This window comes from Collinsella sp. AM20-15AC (assembly GCF_003471405.1).
In the GTDB taxonomy this organism is placed as follows: Bacteria; Actinomycetota; Coriobacteriia; order Coriobacteriales; family Coriobacteriaceae; genus Collinsella.
On the sequence record NZ_QRJA01000005.1, the window covers coordinates 1 to 23242 of the forward strand.

Sequence of the window (23242 nt, forward strand, 5' to 3'; positions counted from 1 at the left end):
GAGGCGGGGCATTCCCCGCCTCTTACACCACATCTCTGCGCGCTACCGAGATAATAAACGAATGTGGAATATCTTGGCGCCAAGCAGGCTGTGCGGAACTCAAAAAGGGCTCGTGGGGCGGAAAAACGCTGCTACTAAATTGATAGCAGTACTCATATTTGCCGTTTTTTTGCACACGGTATCCTGAGACGGGTGCCCCGAAGCTCCCCGTAGGGGAGCTTCGGGCTTCATGGGGGCACGAAAGGTCTGCTCCGACCTGCAAAATCTGTGCTCACGGTGCGAATGACGTCCCTAACCTTAAACTTTAGCTTGAACTTAGCTATAATGCGCTACGTTCCTGCCAGGCTGTGGTTGCGGATGGACGAAATGTACATCCTAGTCCAAGACAGACGCGGTCAAAGGGATCCACGTAAGCGACCGCGTGCGCGCGGCGCGATCATGGCGCGTCCTAGATGTAAGCCGCACCGTCCGTTCTACTTTCTTTGGGGCAATACCGCCTCGCGGGCGAGCGGGCCAGTCGTGAAGGTGGCTACGGCTTCCCGAGCAAACACCCCGGTGCGCAAGTGTGGGGTCAAATACCAGGTCAGCTGGTGGGAACAACCCGTTATTCCGCGCAACGCACGGATTGTATACGACACAGAAGGCAGGGTAGTGGACATGGTGAGGGGCAGCTTGATGCACGCGGCTCGGTTAGGTGCTGGGACCGCGGCGGTCATTGCCGTATTGGGCTTGAGCGGATGCGCGTTCAATCCACTGTCCACGTTCACGACACCCACGATTGACCAGATCGAGCGCGAGACCGTCACGCCGGCGGTGTCGGACGATGCCCTGGTCACGCCGGGAACCCTGACGGTCGCCCTCGATACGTCTGATGCCCCGCAGGCCATGCAGGACGCCGACGGAAACCTCACGGGCTATGCGGTCGATGCCGCTCGTGCCCTTGCAAGCCGTATGGGCCTTAAGGTTGCCTTCGTCGATGCGTCTTCTGCCGATTCCGCGCTTGGCGACAAAAAGGCCGACATCTTCATTGGCGACATCAATTCCACGGATGGTGACATCAGCGCGCTTGGTACTTGCCTGTACGACGCTGCGGCAGTGTTCGGAAAGACGAGCGACGGCGAGTCTCTGAGCGTTTCCACCGAAACGCTTAACACCGCTACCCTGGGCGTTCAGACCTCCTCGGCCTCGCAGGAAGCGCTCGCCAAGCAGAGCATCACGGCCAACCAAAAGACCTTCTCCAACATCAACGAGTGCTTTGAGGCACTCGAGTCCGGCGAGGTCGACTACGTGATCTGCGACTCCACGGCCGGCGGCTACCTTGCGCGCCTGATGAGCCAGGTCTCTTACGTCGGCACGCTCGAGACGCCCTCGACGCTCGGCGTCGCGGGCCTCTCGGCCAACGACGAGCTATGCCGTGCCGTGAGCGATGCCCTCGACGGTATCACGGTCGATGGCACGCTCGAGGCGGTCCACTCCGTTTGGTACGGCACGATGCCCTATGACCTCACCACCAAGACGGTCTCGGGCGCCGACGTGCAGTCGACCGACACCGGATCCAGCGAGTCCGCATCCTCCGATTCGAGCAGCGAGGGTGCATCCTCCGAGGATAAATCGTCCAGCCAGGAGGGCACTATCACCGACGACGACATTAACAAACTCAATAGCTAGTTATTGCTAGGGGTGGCCTCTCCTATGCGCTAGGAGAGGCGCCTCTTCACGGTTTCAACACGCATTGCCGGGCTCTCCCAACAGGGGAGCCCGGCTTTTTCGTTCCCATAAAACCAGCAGTTCAAAGACATTTTTTAGGTGCAAAACCAAGGTCGCTGTCGCCTTCCTATAGCGCACTTTGCCACGGAAAAGTGCGAGACTTCGGTATGCGGTATCAAGCAGTCGTTATTCGGGTCTTTGGGAATTCGGGTGATTAAATGCACGGCAATGGGTACATAGCCAGTACAGTAAGTCCCCGAGGCAGATTGGAGCCACGTATGGATATCAAGGTTTCTGGACGCAAGACGACGGTAACCGATGCTCTGCGTGCGCATGTGGATGAGAAGATCGGCGAGGCGCTCAAGGTTTTCGATATCGAGCCCATGACGGTTGACGTTGTGCTTCGTTATGAGAAGAACCCCTCGAACCCCAACCCGGCAATCGTCGAGGTCACGGTTCGTGCCCGCGGCTCTGTGATTCGCGTTGCCGAGCACGGAGCAGATATGTATGCCGCCATCGATCTCTCCGCCGATAAGGTCACCCGCCAGCTGCGCAAGTTCAAGACCAAGGTCGTGGACAACCGCCAGGGCGGTGCCAGCGCCGCGGATGTCGCACCGGTCGAGCGCGTCGAGGATCTGGCCGACCTGCTGCTGCCCGAGGAGGACGACGACCTGCTCGTTCGCGAGAAGGTTATTGACGTCACCCCGATGACCGAGGAGCAGGCGCTGGTACAGACCGATCTGCTGGGCCACGACTTCTACGTGTTCGAGAACACGACGACCGGCCTCATCAATGTGGTGTATCACCGTAAGAATGGTGGATATGGCATCATCAAGCCCCGCATCGAAACACTTGACGAGTAAAATACGTTAACTTGCATGAGTTAACGGTTGGCGGCCATCCCATGCGGGTGGCCGCCTTTTTACGTAAGGAGTCGCTTTGATGGACAAGGCCGCATCCGCCGGTCATTCGGACCGTTGCCGCATCGTCGTCGATACCTGCTGCGACTTTAGCCCTGAGGTCGCCGCGAACCTCGATGTCGATATCCTGGGTTTTCCCTTCATTATCGATGGCGAGGAGCGCACGGACGACATCTGGTCGAGCATGAGCCCCAAGGAGTTCTACGACCGCATGCGCGCCGGCGCCCGCGTGTCCACCTCGGCTGTGTCGCTCGGTCGCTATATCGAGTTCTTTACCGAGTGCGCCAAAGATGGCACGCCCACGGTCTACCTGTGCTTTACCTCGGCGCTGTCGTCGAGCTACAACTCCGCATGCCAGGCGGCAGACGCCGTGCGCTCCGAGTATCCCAACTTTGAGCTCTACGTGGTCGACAACGCCTTGCCCTGCGCGACCGGCGAGCTCTTGGCGCTCGAGGCCGTGCGCCAGCGCTCGGCGGGACTGACCGCCAAGCAGCTGGTCGATTGGGCAAACGAGGCCAAGACCTACGTGCACGGTTACTTTACGCTCGAGAGTTTCGATGCGCTGGCTGCCGGCGGCCGCATTCCGCCCGCGGCGGCGCAGCTCACGGCAAAGCTCGACGTCAAGCCCGAGCTCTCCTACGACCTGGCCGGCTCGCTGTCGCTGATCGGCGTCAACCGCGGCCGCAAGAAGGCGCTCAAGTCCATCCTCAAGTCGTTCCGCGAGAACTACGTGCCCGACCGCACCATGCCCATCGCCATCATGACGGCCGATGCCGACAAGGACGGCGACTGGCTCGAAGCTGCCATCCGCAAGGAGGAGGGCTGCGCCGACGTCACGATTATCCGCAGCTCCGTTGGTCCCACCATCGGCTCGCACGTGGGCCCCGGCATGGTGGCCTGCGCGTTTTGGGGTAAGAACCGCGCCGACAAGGCGTCGCTTTCCGACCGCATCGCCCGCCGTGTGCGCGGCCAGTAGGCAAGCGCTGCGTCCGTAATCGATCCCAACTCACAGCCCAAACGCTGGCACCGAGTATTCAACCTGGTAACAACACCCAACCCAAAAGGAAAGGTTTCATGGCAAACAAGCTCTCCGTCGCATTTATCGGCACCGGAATCATGGGTGCCCCCATCGCCGGCCACATTCTGGACGCTGGCCATCCCGTCACGGTCAACAACCGCACCAAGTCCAAGGCCGCAGCGCTCGTTGAGCGCGGTGCCGTCTGGGCCGATACGCCGGCAGATGCCGCGGCGAACGCCGACGTCGTCTTTACCATGGTGGGTTATCCCTCCGAGGTCGAGGAGCTCTACCTGGCGGGCGACGGCCTGCTCGCGTGCACTAAGCCCGGCGCGGTCCTGATCGACCTCACCACGAGCTCGCCCGAGCTGGCGCGCGACATTGCCGAGGCCGCCCAGGTTTCCGGCCGCATGGCGTTTGACTGTCCCGTCACCGGCGGCGAGTCGGGCGCTATCGCCGGCACGCTCACGGCTATCGTGGGCGCTACCGAAAACGACATCGCCCCGGTCCGCGACATCCTTTCCACCTTTGCGGCAAACATCTGCTGCTTCGATGGCGCCGGCAAGGGTCAGGCTGCCAAGCTCGCCAACCAGGTGTCGCTGGGCGCCTGCATGGTCGGCATGGCAGACGCCATGGCATTTGCCGAGCTGAGCGGCCTCGATCTGGAGAAGACCCGTCAGATGATTCTGGGCGGCACCGGTAAGTCCGGCGCCATGGAGAGTCTGGCGCCCAAGGCGCTCGACGGCGATTACAAGCCCGGCTTTATGGTCGAGCACTTCATTAAGGACCTGCGCTTGGCGCTCGCCTATGCCGACGACCGCGAACTTGCGCTGCCCGGCGCCGACGTGGCATTTACGCTTTACGACATGCTCGACGCCATCGGTGGCGCCAAGCTGGGCACCCAGGCCATCACGGTCCTCTATAAGGAGGAGGCCGATGCCATCGCCGCCGGTCTGGACTGGTCGCAGTATCGTCCCGAGGAGCACGGTGCTCACGAGGAAGGCTGCGGTTGCGGCGAGCATGGCGACGACCACGAGTGCGGTTGTGGCCACAACCACGGCGAGGACCACGAGTGCTGCGGCGGTCGCGGTCACGATGACGGCCACGAGTGCTGCTGCGGCCACCATCACGAGGAGTAGCGCCCATGAGCTGGACGTTCGTGGTGCTCGCGCTGGTGCTCTTTATCTTTGCGATCTACATTGGTTTTTTGTGCGGCCAGTGGGCTTGCGAAAAGCGCGTGATCACCAAGCGCGACTACTGGATTGCCAACTTTGCGGGTGCGGCGGCAGTCGTCCTACTGACCTGGGTGTTTTCGCTGTTCCCGCTGGTGCAGTTTGCGCCGATCGGCTGGCTCGGCGGCTTTATCGCCGGCCTTAAGATGAGCTTTGGCGAGTCCGTCGGCCCGTGGCGCAAACACGACGAGGTTTTTAACGTCAACAAGGCCCATCGCGCCGCCGCCGACGCGGGCGATGCCGAGGAGCGCCGCCGCGCGCGTCGCAATGGCGCGGCCGACCGACAGCTCATCTCGGTCACCGATGACAGCAAGGGTGCTGGCAAGCACGCTAAGAAATAGTAAAAAGAGGTAACTATGGCAGAAAACAAAGACGAACAGCTCACCGACGAGGAGCTGGCACAGCTTCAGCTGGCAGAGGAGAACGAGAACGCCGTCGACCGCCTGGTCCAGGAGCTCGGCTGTCCCACGCGCCGCATCCGCCAGTTTGCTGCCCGCGTGCTGCACCTGCTTGCCGAGCGCGATCCGCAGCGCGTCGTGCCCTGCGTGCCCGCGCTGATCGAGGCGCTCGATCGCCCCGAGGCGCAGACCCGCTGGGAGGCCCTCGATGCCTTGGCGGCACTCGCCACCACCTGCCCCGAGCAGATGGAGGACGCCTTTGAGGGTGCCGAGACCGCGCTGTTCGACGAGATCTCCTCCACGCTGCGCTATGCCGCCTTCCGCCTGCTGTGCGTGTGGGGTGCCACGAGTGTCGAGCGTTCGCGCGAGGCTTGGCCCATCCTGGACGAGGCCATCCAGTGCTACCACGGCGACCTTGAGTATCGCGACATGCTCGGTTGCCTGTACGAGTTTTGCCAGGGCGAGATCGACGCCGAGGTCGCAGAGAAGCTTGCGCTGCGCCTTAAGTTCGATGCCGAGAACGGTAAGGGCAGCTATCTCAAGGCCCGTTCGAGCGAGATTTGCGAAATGCTTGTTAAACGTTTTGGCCTGGATCTCTCCAAAAAGAAGAAGCGTGCTAGCGTTAAAAAATCTGAGGCCGCCGAAGACGAGGAGTAACAGATTATGGCGCACGATGTAGTCCTGATTCCCGGTGACGGTATCGGTCCCGAGATTACACAGGCCATGCGCCGCGTGGTCGAGGCCACCGGTGTCCAGATCAATTGGAACGTCCAGGAGGCCGGCGCCGGCGTCATGGACGAGTTTGGCACGCCGCTGCCCCAGCACGTGCTCGATGCGGTTGCCCAGATCAAGGTTGCCATCAAGGGCCCCATCACCACACCGGTCGGTACGGGCTTCCGCAGCGTCAACGTGGCCCTGCGCAAGCACTTCGACCTGTATGCCTGCGTGCGCCCTTGCCTGTCGCAGCCGGGCGACGGCTCTCGTTTCCGCGATGTCGACCTGGTTATCGTGCGCGAGAACACCGAGGACCTCTACGCCGGCATCGAGTTCGATGAGGGCGCTGCCGAGGTCGAGGAGCTCTCGCGACTCGTTGAGCGTTCGGGCCAAAAGACCTTCGCCGCCGATTCCGCGATCTCGATCAAGCCGATCTCTATCGCCAAGAGCCGCCGTATTGTGGAGTATGCCTTTGAGTACGCTCGCCGCTGCGGCCGCAAAAAGGTGACGGCTGTGCACAAGGCCAACATCATGAAGGCGACCGACGGCCTGTTCCTGCGCGTTGCGCGCGAGGTGGCCGCCGGCTATCCCGACATCGAGTTCAACGACAAGATCGTCGACGCCACCTGCATGGGCCTGGTCCAGAACCCCAACGACTTCGATGTCCTGGTGCTGCCCAACCTGTACGGCGACATCGTGAGCGACCTGTGCGCCGGCCTGGTGGGCGGCTTAGGGATGGCCCCCGGCTCCAACATCGGTGCCGACTGCGCTATCTTCGAGGCAACGCACGGCTCTGCGCCCGATATCGCGGGCCAGGATATCGCCAACCCCACGGCCGAGATTCTGTCTGCGGCTATGATGCTCGATCATCTGGGTGAGAACGATGCGGCCAATCGTATCCGCGCCGCCGTGTCCGCCACGCTCGACGAGGGCGAGCAAGTTACCGGTGACGTGCGTCGTGCCCAGACCGGCTCCGTTGAGGGCGCTGTGGGCACGCAGGCCTTTGCCGATGCCGTTATCGCGCACCTGGCCTAAGGTAGGCACGCTGCAAACGCCTAAATAGTACTTAAGTGTTTGCGTATAACCTAAGAATCAATACGCCCGGCGCTCCGTCGGGCGTATTCTATTGGGGATTATGTTTCCTAACAAGGAGTAACCGATATGGGTTTGATTCAAAAGAAGGACGAGAAGGACGAGATCGACGGCATCCAGATCATCGAGCGCGGCGAAGGCCCCGACGGTGACGAGACCGAGAAGATCGATCTGGTCGCCGGTACGTCTGCCGAGCACATTGCCGCCGGTACGACGGCCGAGGAGGAGGACGCCCGTCTGGAGGCTCAGATCGCCGCAGATGCCGCTGACGAGAATCTGATGCCCGAGGCCCAGGACAAGGATGACGATATTCTTGGTTCCGAGGAAGACGACCATGCATCCAAGCACAAGAAGACGATGATTGCCGCCTTTGTGGTTGCAGTCGTGATCGCTGCGGTGGTCGGCTTCTTTATTGGCAATGGCGGCTTTGGCGGCAAGGGTGTCGGTTCGTCGACCCTGACCGAGGACCAGCTCGATTCGAACGTGGCAAGCTATAGCTACAACGGCAAGAAGAGCGATATCACCGCGCGCGAGGCCATCGAGAGCCAGTACAGCCTCGATACCGTTAAGGATAGCAACGGCAACTACACCGCCCCCTCTGCCGACGTCATCCTGTCTTACGTGCGCAACAAGATTCTGCTCGATGCTGCTGAGGACGAGGGCATTACCGTCTCCTCTAAGGAGATGAAGAAGTACGCCGAGGATTCTATCGGCACCTCGGACTACGACACCATGGCCAAGCAGTATGGCGTGTCCAAGGACCAGGCCAAGCAGATCGTCCGTCAGTCCGCGACGCTGCAGAAGCTCTACAAGAAGAAGGTGGGCGATGCTTCCGCGAGCATGCCGACCGCTCCGACCGAGCCTTCTGACGGCAACGAGGACACCGCGAGCAAGGATTACGCCGATTACATCATCAACCTTGCCGGTGACGAGTGGGATAGCTCGAAGGGCACCTGGAAGGACGAGAACAGCACCTACGCTAAGGCCTTCGCTAACGATGCCTTTACCGCCGATAGCGCCACCTATAAGCAGGCCATGACCGCCTATTACACTGCTTACCAGCAGTATTCTTCGCAGGCTTCGAGCGCCAGCTCCAAGTGGACCGAGTATGCCAACGGCCTGTACGCCAAGGCCAACATCAGCATCTACGGCCTGTTTGCTTAAAGGTTGCCCGAGCTTTCGAGCACGAAGTCGAAATATCTGATTGAGCCCGCTAGAACGCATCGTTCTGGCGGGCTTTTTGCGTTGAGGGCGTGATTGGCGGCTTAATTATGGCTATTCATCTTTAAGTCCAAAGAGGTTATCGGCTTCATCGTCAGGCATATATTCCAGTACATCGCCCGGTTGGCAGTCGAGTGCCCGGCATATCGCGTCAAGAGTTGAAAAGCGCACGGCAGAAACCTTGCCCGTCTTGATGCGCGACATATTGACCTGGGAGATGCCCACGCGTTCCGCAAGCTCTTTGGATGAGATCTTGCGTTCGGCGAGCATGCGGTCGAGCCGCAGAATAATCATGGATTCCCCCTAGAGCAACTCGTCATCTTGTATTTGCAGGATACACCCGTACTGGAAGACGCTGGCAATCAGGCTAATAATCAGGCCTGCAAAGACCATAGAGAGGTCGAGGTGCTGGCCGCCAAGCGCATCCGTAAAGTTGCCGCCAAATCCTGAGAGTATCAGCCCCGTGACTATGGCACCAAGAAGCTTCACAGCAACGCCGCCAATAAGGAACAAATGTCCTACTTGACGTAGTATGCGGATGCATTCGAGGTCAAAGGGCCTGCCCGCCTTTTCAATGGCGGAGAAAAACCTGTATGCGCTTAGCACAATGGCAAGCGCAAGGCATGTCATCATGGCGCTCCCTATGGCAGTATGACCGTCGTGCGCGACAAGCATAAGAGGGGTCTGTTCATTGGCGCCGACGAGAGCGAGAGATGGCCCTTCGCCGGCATTAAGCTCTACGGATTGGAGGCAGAACCCTTGGGAGAGGCTAGGCAATATGAGTAGAAGCTCGATTGCAATGACTGCGAGAAGTCCCAGAGCGAGCGCTACGGCGGTGCAGATTGTGGCCCATTTGCAGATGTGAGCGAGCTTCCTCAGATCGGCTATTGCCTGTTCGCGGTTGATGGATTCATTCGATTTGGATACGTTCCAGCGGATCATAGCTCCTCCAACCAATGTCTAGGATGATATTAAAATCTTATAACATACTTAATGATAAACGATAAACAATTACAGATTAGAGTAAGTTATGTTTGTAAGACGAATAGCGAGAGCTTATGGCATATTTAGGGAGTGAGAGTTTGGCACGTGGGGGATGGACGAGTATCGAAATTTCCCGCAACCGCGCAAGTGCTTCATCGGGTCTCCCTAATTCATATGGAAAAGGAGCTGCAAACGATTGGAAATAACCGCTGAGCGGTCGAAAACTACCGTTCACCGATAATTTCTAAACTGGTTCTAACTGGTATTAAGTCAAAAAGACCAATTCACAAATCTTCACAATGACCTGCATTTTTTCTACATGCCTTTTTTGGCCACCCTGCGTTGTTTAGACACGAAAAAAGTTCCGATCTTTCGTCAAATCATTTCGAAACGGTTTCAAAACCGCAGGTAGAAGTGTTAATGAGCGGTAAACGGTCGATTTTTCGCCGTGAACGGTGCAAAAACGTTTTACTGTATGAATCAACGAAAGCAACCTCTTCTGTGGTGATATAGTGACAACAACACGTCACGTGGTTACTACCAGTTAAGAGACCACTGGTTCTCAAAGAACGCTTTCCAAGAAGCTTTAAGGGCGTCCGCCCGCTGGCTTCCGAAAACATCGGACTCAGATCGTACACACCTTCGGAAGGGAAATTTGAATGGTTGGCTTTATTCTTACCGGTCATGGACAGTTCGCACCCGGCCTCGCAAGCGCTATCGCTATGGTCGCCGGTGATCAGCCCGCTTTTACCGTCGTTCCTTTCGAGGGCGACCAGGCTGCTTCCTACGGTGAGGATCTCCGCGCCGCTATCACCGCCATGCGCGAGGAGTGCGATGGCGTGCTCGTCTTTACCGACCTGCTTGGTGGTACCCCGTTCAACCAGGCAATGATGATTGCCCAGGATGTCGACAACGTCGAGATTCTGACTGGCACGAACCTTCCCATGGTTATTGAGCTTCTGTTCCTCCGCGGCAACGCTACGCTCGCCGAGCTTGGCGAGCAGGCCGTGACCGTTGGCCAGACGGGCATCACCGCCCAGACGGTTGCCTCCGTCGCTGGTGCCGAGGAAGAGGATATCTTCGGTGACGAGGACGGCATCTAATGGCCGATTTCGGAGCCAGCGTCCTGAGCTCCTCGGTCGCTCTTTTAGGCCTGCTTGTCGTCATGGGCTTGATTTACACCATCTGGTCGCAAATCAACATGAAGAAGAATCAGAAGTACTTCAAGGAGCTACACACCGAGCTCAAGCCGGGTCAGGAGGTTCTTTTCGCCGGCGGTATCTACGGAACCGTCAAAGGCATCGAAGGCGAGAAGGTCCAGATCAAAGTCCGATCCGGCGCCGTTGTAGATGTTTCGCGTTACGCGATTCAGGAGATCAAGTAACTGTCGTCAGCAAATAACGAAAGGAAGCTGATCAACATGGCAGAACCCAACATTCTTCTTACCCGCATCGATAACCGACTGGTCCATGGTCAGGTCGCTACCCAGTGGAACTCCACCTTGGGCTCCAACCTCATTCTCGTCGCCAACGACGATGTGTCGACTAACACCATGCGCCAGAACCTCATGAAGATGGCCGCTCCCGCCGGCGTCGCTACTCGTTTCTTCTCTCTGCAGAAGACCATCGACGTCATTGGCAAGGCGAGCCCGCGCCAGAAGATCTTCATCGTGGCCGAAACACCGGAAGACGTGCTTACGCTCGTCAAGGGCGGTGTGCCTATAAAGAAGGTAAACATCGGCAACATGCACATGTCGGAAGGAAAGCGCCAAGTCGCCACCTCCGTCGCAGTTAACGACGAGGATGTCGCTGCGTTTAAAGAGCTGCAGGAATTGGGGGTGGAGTTGGAGATCAGGCGCGTTCCGAGCACGCCTGTTGAGGACACGAGCAAGCTCTTCTCGTAATCCTCATGATCCACGTTGTCAGGAATGAAACCCTGACATTCTGTACGTGAAATCCAAAGTGCGTACATACATTTTGAAAGGAGGAGCAAGATGGAATACTCGATCATCCAGGTCGCTCTGGTCTTCATCGTCACGTTCGTCGCGGCAATCGACCAGTTCAACTTCCTCGAGTCTCTCTATCAGCCCATCGTCACCGGCGCCGTCATCGGTCTTATCCTTGGCGACCTCAACACCGGTCTTCTCGTGGGTGGTACCTATCAGCTCATGACGATCGGCAACATGCCGATCGGAGGCGCTCAGCCGCCTAACGCCGTCATCGGCGGCATCATGGCAGCCATTCTCGCTATCGCTACGGGCCTCGAGCCCAACGCGGCAGTCGGCCTTGCCATTCCGTTCGCTCTGCTTGGTCAGCTCGGCGTTACCCTGGTCTTCACGCTTATGTCGCCGCTCATGTCCTCTGCGGACAACATGGCTCACAACGCTGACACCAAGGGTATCGAGCGTCTGAACTACTTCGCCATGGCTCTGCTCGGCCTGATCTTCGCCGTCGTCGTCACCCTGTTCTTCATCGCTGGCGCCACCATCGGTCAGACCATCGCTTCCGCCATCCCGACTTGGCTGCAGACCGGTCTCTCCGCTGCAGGCGGCATGATGCGCTTCGTCGGCTTCGCCGTCCTGCTCAAGGTTATGATGAACCGCGATATGTGGGGCTTCTTCCTCATGGGCTTTGGCCTCGCGCTCATCACCGTTGCCAACGATTCTCTGGCAACCCCTGCTCTGCTCATCCTCGCTCTCATCGGCTTCGGCATCGCTTTCTGGGACTTCCAGCAGCAGACCGAGCTGAAGGGTGCAGCTGTTTCTGACGGAGGTGACTTCGAAGATGGCATCTAATGAGTATGTGATCCCGGAGCACTACGAGGATCTCACTCCTGCTCCGCAGCTCGACCAGAAGACCCTCAACAAGATGGCCTGGCGCTCCTGCTTCCTGCAGGCCTCGTTCAACTACGAGCGTATGCAGGCCGCCGGTTGGCTCTACTCCATCATCCCCGGTCTGGAGAAGATCCACACCAACAAGAACGACCTCGCGGCTTCCATGAGCCACAACCTGGAGTTCTTCAACACCCATCCGTTCCTTGTCACCTTTGTTATGGGCATCGTGCTTTCGCTCGAGCAGAACAAGGTTGACATCCCCACGATCCGCGCCGTCCGCGTCGCCGCAATGGGCCCGCTCGGTGGTATCGGTGACGCCCTGTTCTGGCTGACGCTTGTGCCTATCACGGCCGGCATCACCTCCAACATGGCCATCAACGGCAATGCCGCTGCGCCGATCATCTTCCTGGTGATCTTCAACGTCGTCCAGTTCGCTCTGCGCTTCTGGCTCATGAACTGGTCCTACAAGCTTGGCACCAGCGCTATTGACGCTCTGACCGCCAACATGCAGGCCTTTACGCGTGCCGCTTCCATCATGGGCGTCTTCGTCGTCGGTTGCCTGGTCGTCACCATGGGTGGCACCCAGATCAACCTCCAGATCCCCAACGGCACCACCCGCGGCATTGCTGCCCACACGGTTGTCGTCTCCGAGGAGGAGGCCGAGAACTTCACCGGCCTGGAGGGTATTGATACCGAGACCGCTGAGGCTGGCACCATGGCCATGACCGATGCCGACGGTAACGCTCTTACCGCTTCCGATGCCGACGGCAACGCTGTCGAGTGCGGCGTCACCGATCTGGGCAACGGCATGGCGTCCGTTACCTACGGTACCGTCACCGAGGATCCGGTCAACTTCTCCGTTGCCGACACCCTCAACACCATCGTCCCGAAGCTCGTCCCGCTTATGCTTACGCTGCTGCTTTACTACATGTTCGCTAAGCACAGCTGGACCCCGACCAAGGGCATTCTCCTGCTCTTCGTCCTGGGCATCCTGGGCGCTGGCCCGCTTGGTCTCTGGCCGAGCATCTGGTAAGGCTCTAGCTTGAGGGGTGTGTCCCTACGCGGCTCACACCCCGACCCCTTAAGCCATGTGTATGTTAAAAGCCGCGTGCTCGAAAGAGCGCGCGGCTTTTGTTTTCTTAATGATTCGGGTGTTGTGGACAGATAATGCTTAACACCCAAGGTAGTTAGCCGAGTTCGAGCAAAAAGGGAGGATAGAATGACGATCGGAGCGCGCAAACAGCCCCTATACGATCAGCTGGTCGATATTCTGACCGAAAAGATTGACCATGAATATCATGCCGGTGACATGATTCCTTCCGAGCGCGAATTATCGGAGCGCTATGGTCTCTCGCGCACCACAGTGCGCCTGGCTCTGCAGGAGTTGGAACGCTTGGGGCTGGTGGTTCGGCAGCACGGTCGCGGCACCTTTGTGACCGACCGTTCGGCAAAGGTAACCAATCTTACGCAGTCCTACAGCTTTACCGAGCAGATGCGTGCGATGGGTCGCGAACCGGAGACCACGATTCTCGATTTTTGCGAGATGGAGGCCGATAAGAATCTGGCCGAGCATATGGGGTGCCGCATCGGCGACCGTATCTTTAAGCTCAAGCGCCTTCGTTCCGCCGACAACATGCCCATGATGGTCGAACGCAGTTATCTACCGGTGCGTAAGTTCTTGTCGCTCAAGCGTCCGCTCTTGGAGCGTAAACCGCTCTACGATGTGATTGAGCAAGATTTCCAACAAAAGATACGCGTGGCCGAAGAGGAGTTCTATGCGAGCATAGCCCGTCCCACCGACGCTCACCTTTTGGGAATCGTCGAGGGCTCGCCAGTGCTCGATTTGGTCAGGACTACGTATAACGAGTCAAACGAGGTTGTGGAGTATACGCTCTCGGTTGCTCGTGCCGACCAGTTTAAGTACAAGGTTTACCACCAGCGTAGCGATTAGTGTCTGCACCGTTTCCATATGATGATTCTTTGTATTTAACTGGTTACTACCAGATAACCAACCGAAGTGTATAATTGCACGTCAGAGGATTACTTCTAGAGAGAGGTATTAGAAATGTTCGAGAAGAGTGTCGAGGAGCTCACCGAGCTCGGCGCCCAGATCACCACGGCCGAGATTGCTCAGCAGCCCGAGCTTTGGCGTGATACGCTCAACATCTATCGCGAGAACAAGGAGGCCATCGAGGCCTTCCTGGCCGAGGCTCGCGCTATGGGCGAGGGCCGTCTGTCCGTTGTCTTCACCGGTGCCGGTACGTCCGACTACGTTGGCGATACCTGCGCCCCGTACCTGCGTCACGCTGGCAACACTGATCTCTACGACTTTAAGCCCATCGCCACGACCGACATCGTGAGCGCACCGCGCGACTTCCTGCGCGCCGAGGATCCCACGCTCGTGGTTTCCTTTGCCCGCTCCGGCAACAGCCCCGAGAGCCTTGCTGCCGTCGCCGTTGCCAAGGAGCTCGTCCACAACGTCAAGTTCCTCAACATCACCTGCGCTCCCGAGGGCAAGCTCGCTGTCGAGTCCGCTGATGACCCCAATGCGCTGACGCTGCTCATCCCGCGCGCCAACGACAAGGGCTTCGCCATGACCGGTTCCTACACCTGTATGACCCTGCTCTCTACCCTCATCTTTGACGAGGCTTCCGACGAGCAGAAGGCCGAGTGGGTCGAGACCATCGCCAAGATGGGCGAGGAGGTCATCGCTCGCGAGTCCGAGGTTGCCGATTACCTGGCTGGCGACTTCAACCGCGTGACCTACTTGGGTTCCGGCTCCTTCGGTGGCCTTGCCCAGGAGAGCCAGCTCAAGATCCTCGAGCTCGCTCACGGTCTAGTCGCTACTTCCTACGACACCTCTATGGGTTATCGTCACGGACCCAAGTCCTTCGTCGACGACAAGACCCTCGTGTTCGTGTTCGTCAACAACGATGCCTACACCCGTCAGTACGATATCGACATCCTCAACGAGATCGGTGGCGACAAGATCGCTCAGCACACCGTTGCCGTTCAGCAGGATGGCGCTACCGTCTACGAGGGCGAGTCCTTCACCTTTAAGGGCTATGAGGCACTCCCCGAGGGCTACCTTGCCCTGCCGTTCGTGATGTTTGCCCAGGCCATCAGCCTGCTCAACTCCGTGCGCGTGGGCAACACGCCCGATACGCCGAGCCCCACCGGCACGGTCAACCGCGTGGTTAAGGGCGTGACGATTCACCCCTTCACCGCTTAATCGCGTCCCCCCTGTAAGGGCGCCCGTCCGCTCATAACGGCGGGCGGGCGCTTTTTGTTTTCACTTGGACCGGGTATAAGCATCACCACAGTCAACTGCTTTAGAAGCAAGGAGTGCATATGAGCACGTACGCAATTAAGGCTGACAAGTTCTTCTTGCCGGCAGGTCCGCAGCTGGGCGGCTATCTTATGGTCGAGGATGGCGTCTTTGGCGCCTGGCAGGCCGACGAGCCCTCTTGCGAGATCAAGGACCACACGGGATCGTGGATCGCACCGGGTATGGTCGATACCCACATCCATGGCTTCTACAACCACTCAACTACCGATAACGACCCCGAGGGTATCGATATCAGCTCGACTGAGCTCGCCCGTCGCGGTACCACCAGCTGGCTACCCACGACGTTCACCGATGGCGTCGAGCAGATCAAGGACGCCTGCGCCGCCATCGCTCAGGCGGACGAGGGTCGCGGCCCCGACTTCTGCGGTGCTCGCATTCAGGGCATCTACCTGGAGGGCCCCTTCTTTACCATGAAGCACGTGGGCGCGCAGAACCCCGCTTATCTTATCGATCCCTCCGAGGAGGTCTTTGATCAGTGGCAGGAGGCTGCGGGCGGTCGCATCGTTAAGAGCGCCATGGCGGCCGAGCGCGACGGTGCCGCTGCTTATGCGGCTGCTCTGAACGCCAAGGGTGTGGTGACCAGCATCGGTCACTCCGACGCCACCTACGATGAGTGCATCGCCGCCATCAACGCCGGTGCCAGCTGCTTTACGCATACCTATAACGGCCAGCGCGGGCTGCATCACCGTGAGCCCGGTGTCGTGGGTGCTGCTATGTCCACGTCCGAGACCTACGCCGAGATCATCTGTGACGGCAAGCACGTAAACCCTGCCGCCATCAAGGCGCTGCTGCAGGCCAAGGGCTGGCAGCACACGGTACTCATCACCGACTGCCTGGGCTGCGGCGGCATGCCCGAGGGCAGCTACACCAGCGGCGGCATGGACGTCATCATGAAGGACAACCTGTGCTGGCTCGCCGATGGCAAGAGCATTGCCGGTTCGGTGCTCACGCTTGCCCAGGGCGTCAAGAACATCGTCGACTGGGGCATCGCCAGCGCCGATATCGCCATTCGCATGGCAACCGAGGTGCCGGCACGCTCCGCGCACATCGAGGATAAGTGCGGCAGCATCATGCCGGGTCGCGACGCCGACTTTGTCGTGTTCGACCATGAGCTCACCCTCGTCGAGACGTATGTTGGCGGCCAGAGCGTCGGCAACGCCTTTACCGAGTAACGAAAGAAAAAGACGGCGGGCCCGAATCTGCTCGGACCCGCCGTACGGGTTAAATGCTCAAAAGCACCTTTACAGTTACAGCTTGCTAGCGATTTTCTTTGCCGTACGCTTAACGCCGGCCACAAGGCCTCCCGCAGGATGCTCCTTTTCGTAGGCCAGACGCTTCTCGCGCTTGGCATACTCCTCGACGATGATATCGCCGTACTCGTCTTCGATCTTGTCGAAGAAATCGACGGCGCCCTTAATTTCCTCGGCGGTTGGGTGTCCCTTCTGGACGCCGCCGGTAATCTTGAACGGCCCCCACGTATCAAAACCGGGGCAGCCGTAGACACCCATAAAGATGGCCTGCCTCATGCGGCAGATGCCATCGATATCCTTGCCGTACCACTTGTTTTTGCCACCGTAGGTCATAAGGCCAAACACCTTGTCCTGCGGCTGCAACACGTTAGTGAGCACGCGTGCCACGTCCTTGTCGATCTCGGAGTAATAGATGCCCGTGGCGACACCAATCAGATGGTATTCGTGCAGGTTGGGATACTCGTTTTTGCCGAGTGTTTTCACGTCGAGGGTATCGATTTCGGGGTGCGCCTCGACGATGGCGTCCACGAGCTTTTTCGTATTGCCGTGGTGGCGTGAGGCATAAAGAATGATGGTTCGCATAAGAAGGCCTTTCAGCTGTAATTGCATCAATGTCTGTATGGTACCCCGTTACATGGCCGGGATACCGGACGCATCGATGAGCGTGCGGGTTTGTTCTATGGTTAGGATTGAAACGGGCGCTTGCGTGAAATAAAGCAGTTGTTCGAAAGGATGGGTAATGGAATACGCTCTTTCCAACGATTCGATTTCTATTAAGGTTTCCACTGCCGGCGGCTCGTTTACCTCGATTGAGGCCGACGGTCGCGAGTACTTGTGGCAGGGTGATCCCACCGTGTGGTCCGGCCAGGCGCCGATTTGCTTCCCGATTTGCGGAGGCTTGCGCGACAACAGCGCCATGACGTTTGCCGGGCATCATGTAAAGCTCGCTCGCCACGGCTTTGCGCGCAAGCAGGAGTGGAAGCTGCTGAGCCAAGGCGAGAACGAGTTGGCTATGTGCCTGGCTTCGGAGGATAACGCCGCGCTGCTGAGCGATTATCCGTATCCGTTTAAGCTCGTCGCCCGCTATACGCTCGAGGACGCTGCCGTGCGCGTCTCCTATGAGGTGACCAACGAGGGCACCGAGGACATGCCGTTCTTTATCGGTGGACACCCCGGCTTTAGGTGCCCGCTCGACGAGGGCGAGGCCTATACGGACTACGAGCTACGCTTCGAGAAGGACGAGGCGGCGGAGCTTTGCACTGCTGTCCCCTCGACTGGCTTGATTGACGTGACCAACCGCTCCAAGAACCCCATGGTGGGAAAGACGCTGCCTCTATCGCACGAGCTCTTCGATTTTGCGGAGACCATCTTTGACGTGCTCGAGAGCCGTCAGGTCACGCTTTCCAAGAAGGGCGAGGACAAGGGCGTCCGCCTGAGCTTTGAGGGCTTCCCATATCTCATTGTGTGGAGCAAGCCCGAGGGCGATTTTGTGGCAGTTGAGCCCTGGGGCGGCCTTTCGACCTGCTCCGATGAGGACGACGTGCTTGAGCATAAGCGTGGCTGCCTTGTCGCCAAGCCCAAGGAGACCGTCGTTCGCTCGTTCACGATTGAGATTCTGTAATTCCGTTTTGTCGACTCGTATCGCGAGGCACAAGGAGCCTGCGAGATAAGGAGCTAAAAATGATCCTCACCGTTACGATGAACCCGTCCGTCGATACACGCTATCAGCTCGATGAGCTCATTATCGACGACGTTAACCGTGTGACGCCCGAAAAGACCGCCGGCGGCAAGGGTCTCAACGTGGCCCGTGTACTGGGTCAGCTGGGCGACGACGTTGTGGCAACCGGTCTACTCGGCGGCCACATGGGCGCCTACATGGCCGAGCTCATGGATGCCAACGGCATTAAGAATGATTTTGTACCCATCAAGGGCGAGACTCGCATTTGCCTTAACATCCTCCACGCCGGCAACCAGACCGAGCTACTCGAGAGCGGCCCGACGATTGCCCCCGAGGAGCTCGATGCCTTTACCGCCAAGTTCGCCGAGCTTGCGAGCAAGGCCGCTGTCGTTACCATCTCGGGTTCGCTGCCCCGTGGTGTCGAGGCGGGCTACTACGCCAAGATCACGGGTATTGCCGAGAACGCCGGCGCCAAGGTGCTGCTCGATACCTCGGGTGCTTCGCTCGAGGCCGCCCTTAAGTCCGAAATTAAGCCCGAGCTGGTCAAGCCTAACCTGACCGAGATTAACGGCCTTCTGGGCACGAGCTTTACCACCGACGATGTGGACGAGCTCCGCGCCGCGCTCGCCTCTGATGCCCGCTTCTCCGATATCCCCTGGGTCGTCGTGTCCATGGGCGCTGCCGGCTCCGTGGGCTTCCATAATGGCCGTGCATTCCGCGCCAAGACCCCCGATATCCCCGCCGTTAACGCTACGGGCTCTGGCGATTCGACCATTGCCGGCTTCGCGCATGCGATTGCTGCTGGCGCGGATGACGAGACGGTGCTGCGTACCGCCAACACCTGCGGCAAGCTCAATGCCATGGATCCCATGACCGGCCACTTGGTTATGGACCGTTGGGACGAGGTCTACAACGGCGTTGTCGTGACCGAGCTGTAAAAGCCTGGGCGTCGGCCCCGGCATTGCTTGCTAGCTCATGTCGACGACAAGTGCGGTAGCATTATGCTGGGGCGCGACGCCGAGTTTGTCGTGTTCAATCCCGACCTTACCCTGGTCGAGGCGTATGTGGGTGGCAACAGCATCGGTAACGCGTTTGCCGATTAGCCGCCAAAGAAGCGATCCGAGAGGGGATTTAGATGATTTACGGTGCATTGGGCGATATCGAGGAGTACCGCGGAATGCTCAAGGGCCTCGACGTGCTGATCGACTGGCTCGAGGAGAACGACCCGGCACAGCTCGAGGTCGGCAGCCATCCGATTCTGGGCGACAAGGTCTATGCGAACGTCATGGCTCCCACGACGCGTCCCGAGGCCGAGGCTCACTATGAGACGCATCAGCGCTATCACGACCTGCAGATCGACGTCGAGGGTCGCGAGGCCTTTAAGGTCGCCACGGGCAGCCTGACGCTGGTTCAGGAGTTTGACGAGAAGGACGACTACGATCTGGTCGATTCCGACGCTTCGATCGCCGGCGATCTTGCCGACGACAAGTTTGCGCTGTTCGTTGCCGGCGAGCCTCACATGCCCACGCTCGAGTTCCCGGGCGATGGCGCACAACCGATCAAGAAGATCTGCTTTAAGCTGCTTGCCGACGCCTACTGGGAGGAGTAGCGAGCTGCTCGGCTGAGTCGTTCGTCTGATGGCGTGATTCCCTTTGGGAAATCACGCCACGACCCCGTTAATCGTGTTTCCTCTTGGGGGAATCACGTTTGGCGGGGTTTTCTGTTTTGAATAGGGGAGCTGAAGCCGTGGCGACGCTTGGGTTGGCGCACACGCACTCAAAATCGGCAACAAAAAAGCCGCCCGAAGGCGGCTATCTTGTGCAATGGAGCCAGCGACCGGGCTCGAACCGGTGACCCCCGCTTTACGAGAGCGGTGCTCTACCAACTGAGCTACGCTGGCGGCCATGTGGTGACGCAACTGAGGCGTCAACGGCTGTCTATGATACGGGACATCGCACATCCGCGCAAGTGTTCTGACGGCTTTTCTCACTTTAAATGCACTAATATTGGAGACGTGATGTCTGCGGCGTCCATTTGGCGCTTGACCTGCTATTGAGCTGGTGGCCGACGTCCCGCTCATATGGGTCTCAAACAGAATGAGGCAGCCATGGCTCAGCCCAAGATCCTTCTCACGCGTATTGATGACCGTTTCATTTACGGGCAAGACGTTGAGCTGTGGAACGAAGCCGTGGGTTCCAACCTTGTTTTAATCGTCAACGATGAGATCGCGGCGGATTCGCGCCAATGGGCACCCATGAGGGTGGCGGCGCCGGTAGGCGTTTGGACGCGGTTTTTCTCGGTGCAAAGGACCATCGACATCATTCATACCGCAACGCCGCGCCAGTTGATTCTGATCATGGTGGCGTCGCCCGCGGATGTGCTCGCGCTGGTTAAGGGCGGTGTGCCGATCGCCAAGATCAGCATCGGCCATATGCAGGCGGGGAAAGGCAAGCACCCCATAACGTCCGCAGTCGCCGTAGACGATACGGACATCGCTGCCTTCAAAGAGCTGCAAGCGTTCGGCATAGAACTAGAAATCCGCTACCTCCCCAGCTCCAATCCCGACCCCATCCAACTAGTCATTTAAGACCGTCCCCAATGAATAGGTAGAAAAACGCCCGTCGGCGGTGGTGTCGGCGGGCGCTGCTGTGCGACTTATTGCGTTATGGGCTTAGTGCCTCATAAAGTGGTATTCGATCACATTGCTATAGGGGTGACCCGGGCCCACAATGCCCTGCGGGAACAGAGGCTGGTGCGGCGTGTCGGGGTACATCTCGGCCTCGAGGGCAAAGCCGGCGCCCCAGCCATAGTTGGCATCGTCCTTGGCGTGCTCGTCGCCCAGCCAGTTGCCGGTGTAGAGCTGCACGCCCGGGGCAGTGGTGTAGTAGTCCATCTCACGACCGGTCCACATCTCCTCGACGTGCATCGCGCGGCGCAGGTTGCGGCCGTACTGATAGCCATCGATGCACAGGCAGTGATCGTAGCCACGGGCCTGCTTGATCTGCGGGTCGTCGGCCTCCATGCCGGGTGCGACGGGGCGAAGCTCGCGAAAGTCAAACGGTGTTCCCTCGACCGGAGCAATCTCGCCGGTGGGGATGTTCTGCTCGTTAATGGGCAGGTAGTGGGCGGCGTTGGCGACAAAGAAATGTTCGCAGTCCATGCCGGCGTTATGGCCTGCAAGGTTAAAGTACGTGTGGTTGGTCATGGACACGTAGGTGGCGCGGTCGCTCTCGCAGCCATAATCGATGCGGAAGACGCCGGTGCGCGTAACGGTAAACACGGCCGTAAAGGTTCGGTTGCCGGGCAGGCCCAGCTCGCCATCCTTAAGCGAGGTGGTCATGCGCACGGCGTTATGGACCTCGTCGAGCTCAACATCCCACACACGTTTGTGCAGGCCGTGCTCAAGGTCGCTGTGCAGGTTGTTGGCGCCCTCGTTGGCGGGCATATGCCAGTCCGTGCCGTCGATGGCGATCGTGGCGCCAGCGGTGCGGTTTGCCACAGGGCCGATGGTCGCGCCAAAGCAGGCGGGGTTGTCAAAGTAATCCTCGAGCTTATCGAAGCCCAGCACCACATCGCGCACGTTGCCGGGAATGTCGGGCACATCGATACCAAGCACCGTGGCGCCATAGTCCATAATGCGAACGCAGATCTCGGGCCCGTCGAGGGTGTAACGATGAACGGGGGTACCGCACGGCGCGGTGCCGAAAAGCTCGGAAGTGATCATTTGGTTCCTAACATCGAGGTATTTCCGAAAAACTGTAGCGCGAACAGGCGAGATTATCACTACACCCCACTAAAGCTGAGGGTATTTTTCTCAAAAAAGTGATGATTGGAGCTGTGCGGGCGTTCATTTTTGACGCGTACGAGTCTGATACAATTTGTTCGTTACTGTTTGAATGATATGCGCGCAAAGAACGGCGAGGATTCATCGTGATTAAGGCAGAGCGACAGGATAAGGTTCGTCAGCTGCTCGAGGAGCAGGGCACGGTCTCGGTCAAAGAGATTTCGGATGCGTTGGGCGTTTCGGACATGACGATTCGCCGCGACCTCGAAGAACTTGCGAGCCTAGGCGAGATCGAGCGCGTGCACGGCGGAGCCCGCAGTGCACAGGGCCGTCCGCACGCTATGTTGCGCCATGAGTATTCGCACAGCGAAAAGCGCACTAAGCATGCCGAGGAAAAGCTGCAGATTGCGCGCCGTGCTGTGGAGCTTATCGAGGAGGGCTCGACCATCTTTTTGGGCACGGGCACCACGGTTGAGCAGATGGCCTCGATGCTGCCGGCGTTTCGCCTGCGTATCGTGACCAATTCGCTTTCGGTGTTCAACCTGCTCGAGGAGCGCGAGGACTGCGAGCTGTGCCTCGTGGGCGGTATGTACCGCCGCCGCACTGCCGCTTTTGTGGGGCCGACGGCCGAGGATACCCTACGTGCACTGGGCATCGATGCGGCGTTTATCGGCGCCAACGGCATCTTGGACGGTGACGTGTCTACGTCCAACATGGACGAGGGCCGTATCCAGCAGCTCGCTTTTAGCAAGGCAGACTCGCGCTATCTGATCGCCGACTCCAGCAAGATCGGCAAACGCGACTTCTACACCTTCTGCCGCCTGGACAGCTTGGACGCCGTGGTGTGCGAGCCGGATATTGCCGACGAGGACCGCGCCGCCATCGAGGAGCACACGCAGGTCATTTGCTAGCTCGTGCTGCGGGTGATATTGTGTGTTTCGGCCATTGCAATGGTCGGTATTTTTGTAGCTATAAGCTCATTTAAAGGTCGGTATTTTTGTATTATTAGATATATCTGAAGGTCGGTATTTTTGTAAACTAGCACGTAAATTAAGCTGAGGTGAG

General features: G+C 58.7%; 25 protein-coding genes and 1 tRNA gene. 21 read left to right on the forward strand and 5 right to left on the reverse strand.

All coding sequences use genetic code 11. From position 1 onward, the window contains the following. Window positions 1-675 precede the first annotated feature (675 nt). The 8 genes from DW233_RS02485 (at window position 676) to DW233_RS02520 (ending at window position 8242) form a co-directional block, all read left to right on the forward strand. Window positions 676-1668, forward strand: coding sequence for an ABC transporter substrate-binding protein (locus DW233_RS02485; RefSeq protein ID WP_158567716.1), 993 nt, complete (start codon window positions 676-678; stop codon window positions 1666-1668). Window positions 1669-1985: 317 nt separating this feature from the next. Continuing rightward, window positions 1986-2570 (forward strand): ribosome hibernation-promoting factor, HPF/YfiA family, encoded by a 585-nt coding sequence (gene hpf / locus DW233_RS02490; protein WP_118266534.1) that lies wholly within the window; start codon window positions 1986-1988, stop codon window positions 2568-2570. Window positions 2571-2649: 79 nt separating this feature from the next. Next, on the forward strand, window positions 2650-3603 hold the full coding sequence (locus DW233_RS02495) for a DegV family protein (RefSeq protein ID WP_118266536.1): 954 nt from the start codon (window positions 2650-2652) through the stop codon (window positions 3601-3603). Between the two features lie 98 nt (window positions 3604-3701). Further along, window positions 3702-4781, forward strand: a complete 1080-nt coding sequence (locus DW233_RS02500) for an NAD(P)-dependent oxidoreductase (RefSeq protein ID WP_118266537.1) — start codon at window positions 3702-3704, stop codon at window positions 4779-4781. Between the two features lie 5 nt (window positions 4782-4786). Further along, window positions 4787-5215 (forward strand): hypothetical protein, encoded by a 429-nt coding sequence (locus DW233_RS02505; RefSeq protein ID WP_118206488.1) that lies wholly within the window; start codon window positions 4787-4789, stop codon window positions 5213-5215. Window positions 5216-5230: 15 nt separating this feature from the next. Continuing rightward, window positions 5231-5929 (forward strand): hypothetical protein, encoded by a 699-nt coding sequence (locus DW233_RS02510; RefSeq protein WP_118266539.1) that lies wholly within the window; start codon window positions 5231-5233, stop codon window positions 5927-5929. A 6-nt stretch (window positions 5930-5935) separates the two neighbouring features. After that, window positions 5936-7021, forward strand: a complete 1086-nt coding sequence (locus tag DW233_RS02515; RefSeq protein WP_118266541.1) for an isocitrate/isopropylmalate dehydrogenase family protein — start codon at window positions 5936-5938, stop codon at window positions 7019-7021. A gap of 126 nt (window positions 7022-7147) precedes the next feature. Then, the gene (locus tag DW233_RS02520; RefSeq protein ID WP_118266543.1) at window positions 7148-8242 is read left to right on the forward strand and encodes a hypothetical protein; all 1095 of its coding nucleotides are present in this window, start codon (window positions 7148-7150) and stop codon (window positions 8240-8242) included. 111 nt (window positions 8243-8353) lie between these two features. Here DW233_RS02520 and DW233_RS02525 read toward each other — a convergent pair whose 3' ends face one another. Together DW233_RS02525 and DW233_RS02530 are read right to left on the reverse strand one after the other, a co-directional pair. Beyond that, a complete protein-coding gene (locus tag DW233_RS02525; protein ID WP_117637057.1) occupies window positions 8354-8593 on the reverse strand; it encodes a helix-turn-helix transcriptional regulator in 240 nt (79 codons plus the stop codon). Window positions 8594-8602: 9 nt separating this feature from the next. Beyond that, a complete protein-coding gene (locus DW233_RS02530; RefSeq protein ID WP_118259822.1) occupies window positions 8603-9241 on the reverse strand; it encodes a DUF2975 domain-containing protein in 639 nt (212 codons plus the stop codon). Window positions 9242-9942: 701 nt separating this feature from the next. On the opposite strand from DW233_RS02530, the gene DW233_RS02535 reads away from it, so the two are divergent. The 8 genes from DW233_RS02535 to nagA all read left to right on the forward strand — a co-directional run bounded on the left by DW233_RS02535 (window position 9943) and on the right by nagA (window position 16637). Beyond that, window positions 9943-10386: a PTS fructose transporter subunit IIA gene (locus tag DW233_RS02535; protein WP_117564748.1), complete on the forward strand. Its 444-nt coding sequence runs from the start codon at window positions 9943-9945 to the stop codon at window positions 10384-10386. Beyond that, window positions 10386-10667 (forward strand): preprotein translocase subunit YajC, encoded by a 282-nt coding sequence (gene yajC / locus DW233_RS02540; RefSeq protein ID WP_118266545.1) that lies wholly within the window; start codon window positions 10386-10388, stop codon window positions 10665-10667. Before DW233_RS02535 ends, yajC begins: the two co-directional genes overlap by 1 nt. Before the next feature lie 36 nt (window positions 10668-10703). Further along, the gene (agaV, locus tag DW233_RS02545) at window positions 10704-11186 is read left to right on the forward strand and encodes a PTS N-acetylgalactosamine transporter subunit IIB (protein ID WP_089572404.1); all 483 of its coding nucleotides are present in this window, start codon (window positions 10704-10706) and stop codon (window positions 11184-11186) included. A 90-nt stretch (window positions 11187-11276) separates the two neighbouring features. After that, window positions 11277-12077, forward strand: coding sequence for a PTS sugar transporter subunit IIC (locus DW233_RS02550; protein ID WP_089572403.1), 801 nt, complete (start codon window positions 11277-11279; stop codon window positions 12075-12077). Further along, window positions 12067-13149, forward strand: a complete 1083-nt coding sequence (locus tag DW233_RS02555; protein WP_117790547.1) for a PTS system mannose/fructose/sorbose family transporter subunit IID — start codon at window positions 12067-12069, stop codon at window positions 13147-13149. The genes DW233_RS02550 and DW233_RS02555 overlap by 11 nt, the downstream gene beginning before the upstream one ends. A 186-nt stretch (window positions 13150-13335) precedes the next feature. Beyond that, complete coding sequence (locus DW233_RS02560; protein WP_117716288.1) at window positions 13336-14067, forward strand: GntR family transcriptional regulator; 732 nt, start codon at window positions 13336-13338, stop codon at window positions 14065-14067. A 114-nt stretch (window positions 14068-14181) separates the two neighbouring features. Next, entirely contained in the window at window positions 14182-15348 is a 1167-nt protein-coding gene (locus tag DW233_RS02565; RefSeq protein ID WP_117640368.1) for an SIS domain-containing protein, read from the forward strand. Between the two features lie 119 nt (window positions 15349-15467). Continuing rightward, window positions 15468-16637 (forward strand): N-acetylglucosamine-6-phosphate deacetylase, encoded by a 1170-nt coding sequence (gene nagA, locus DW233_RS02570; RefSeq protein WP_118266547.1) that lies wholly within the window; start codon window positions 15468-15470, stop codon window positions 16635-16637. Window positions 16638-16712: 75 nt separating this feature from the next. On the opposite strand, the gene DW233_RS02575 is transcribed toward nagA, so the two are convergent. Further along, on the reverse strand, window positions 16713-17297 hold the full coding sequence (locus DW233_RS02575; protein WP_118266549.1) for a flavodoxin domain-containing protein: 585 nt from the start codon (window positions 17295-17297) through the stop codon (window positions 16713-16715). A 157-nt stretch (window positions 17298-17454) separates the two neighbouring features. On the opposite strand from DW233_RS02575, the gene DW233_RS02580 reads away from it, so the two are divergent. The 3 genes from DW233_RS02580 to DW233_RS02595 all read left to right on the forward strand — a co-directional run bounded on the left by DW233_RS02580 (window position 17455) and on the right by DW233_RS02595 (window position 20002). Continuing rightward, window positions 17455-18336, forward strand: a complete 882-nt coding sequence (locus DW233_RS02580) for an aldose 1-epimerase family protein (RefSeq protein WP_118266551.1) — start codon at window positions 17455-17457, stop codon at window positions 18334-18336. Between the two features lie 59 nt (window positions 18337-18395). After that, on the forward strand, window positions 18396-19331 hold the full coding sequence (locus DW233_RS02585) for a hexose kinase (RefSeq protein WP_117648435.1): 936 nt from the start codon (window positions 18396-18398) through the stop codon (window positions 19329-19331). Window positions 19332-19528: 197 nt separating this feature from the next. Beyond that, the gene (locus tag DW233_RS02595) at window positions 19529-20002 is read left to right on the forward strand and encodes a YhcH/YjgK/YiaL family protein (protein WP_118266553.1); all 474 of its coding nucleotides are present in this window, start codon (window positions 19529-19531) and stop codon (window positions 20000-20002) included. A 215-nt stretch (window positions 20003-20217) separates the two neighbouring features. On the opposite strand, the gene DW233_RS02600 is transcribed toward DW233_RS02595, so the two are convergent. Continuing rightward, a tRNA-Thr gene (locus DW233_RS02600) sits at window positions 20218-20293 on the reverse strand. 207 nt (window positions 20294-20500) lie between these two features. Between DW233_RS02600 and DW233_RS02605 the strand changes: the two genes are divergently transcribed. Next, window positions 20501-20980 (forward strand): PTS sugar transporter subunit IIB, encoded by a 480-nt coding sequence (locus DW233_RS02605; RefSeq protein WP_118266555.1) that lies wholly within the window; start codon window positions 20501-20503, stop codon window positions 20978-20980. An 84-nt stretch (window positions 20981-21064) separates the two neighbouring features. Here the strand turns inward: DW233_RS02605 and DW233_RS02610 are convergent, their stop codons facing one another. After that, entirely contained in the window at window positions 21065-22117 is a 1053-nt protein-coding gene (locus tag DW233_RS02610) for an aldose epimerase family protein (RefSeq protein WP_117637049.1), read from the reverse strand. 206 nt (window positions 22118-22323) lie between these two features. Between DW233_RS02610 and DW233_RS02615 the strand changes: the two genes are divergently transcribed. Continuing rightward, window positions 22324-23088 (forward strand): DeoR/GlpR family DNA-binding transcription regulator, encoded by a 765-nt coding sequence (locus tag DW233_RS02615; protein ID WP_233539123.1) that lies wholly within the window; start codon window positions 22324-22326, stop codon window positions 23086-23088. Window positions 23089-23242 lie beyond the last annotated feature (154 nt).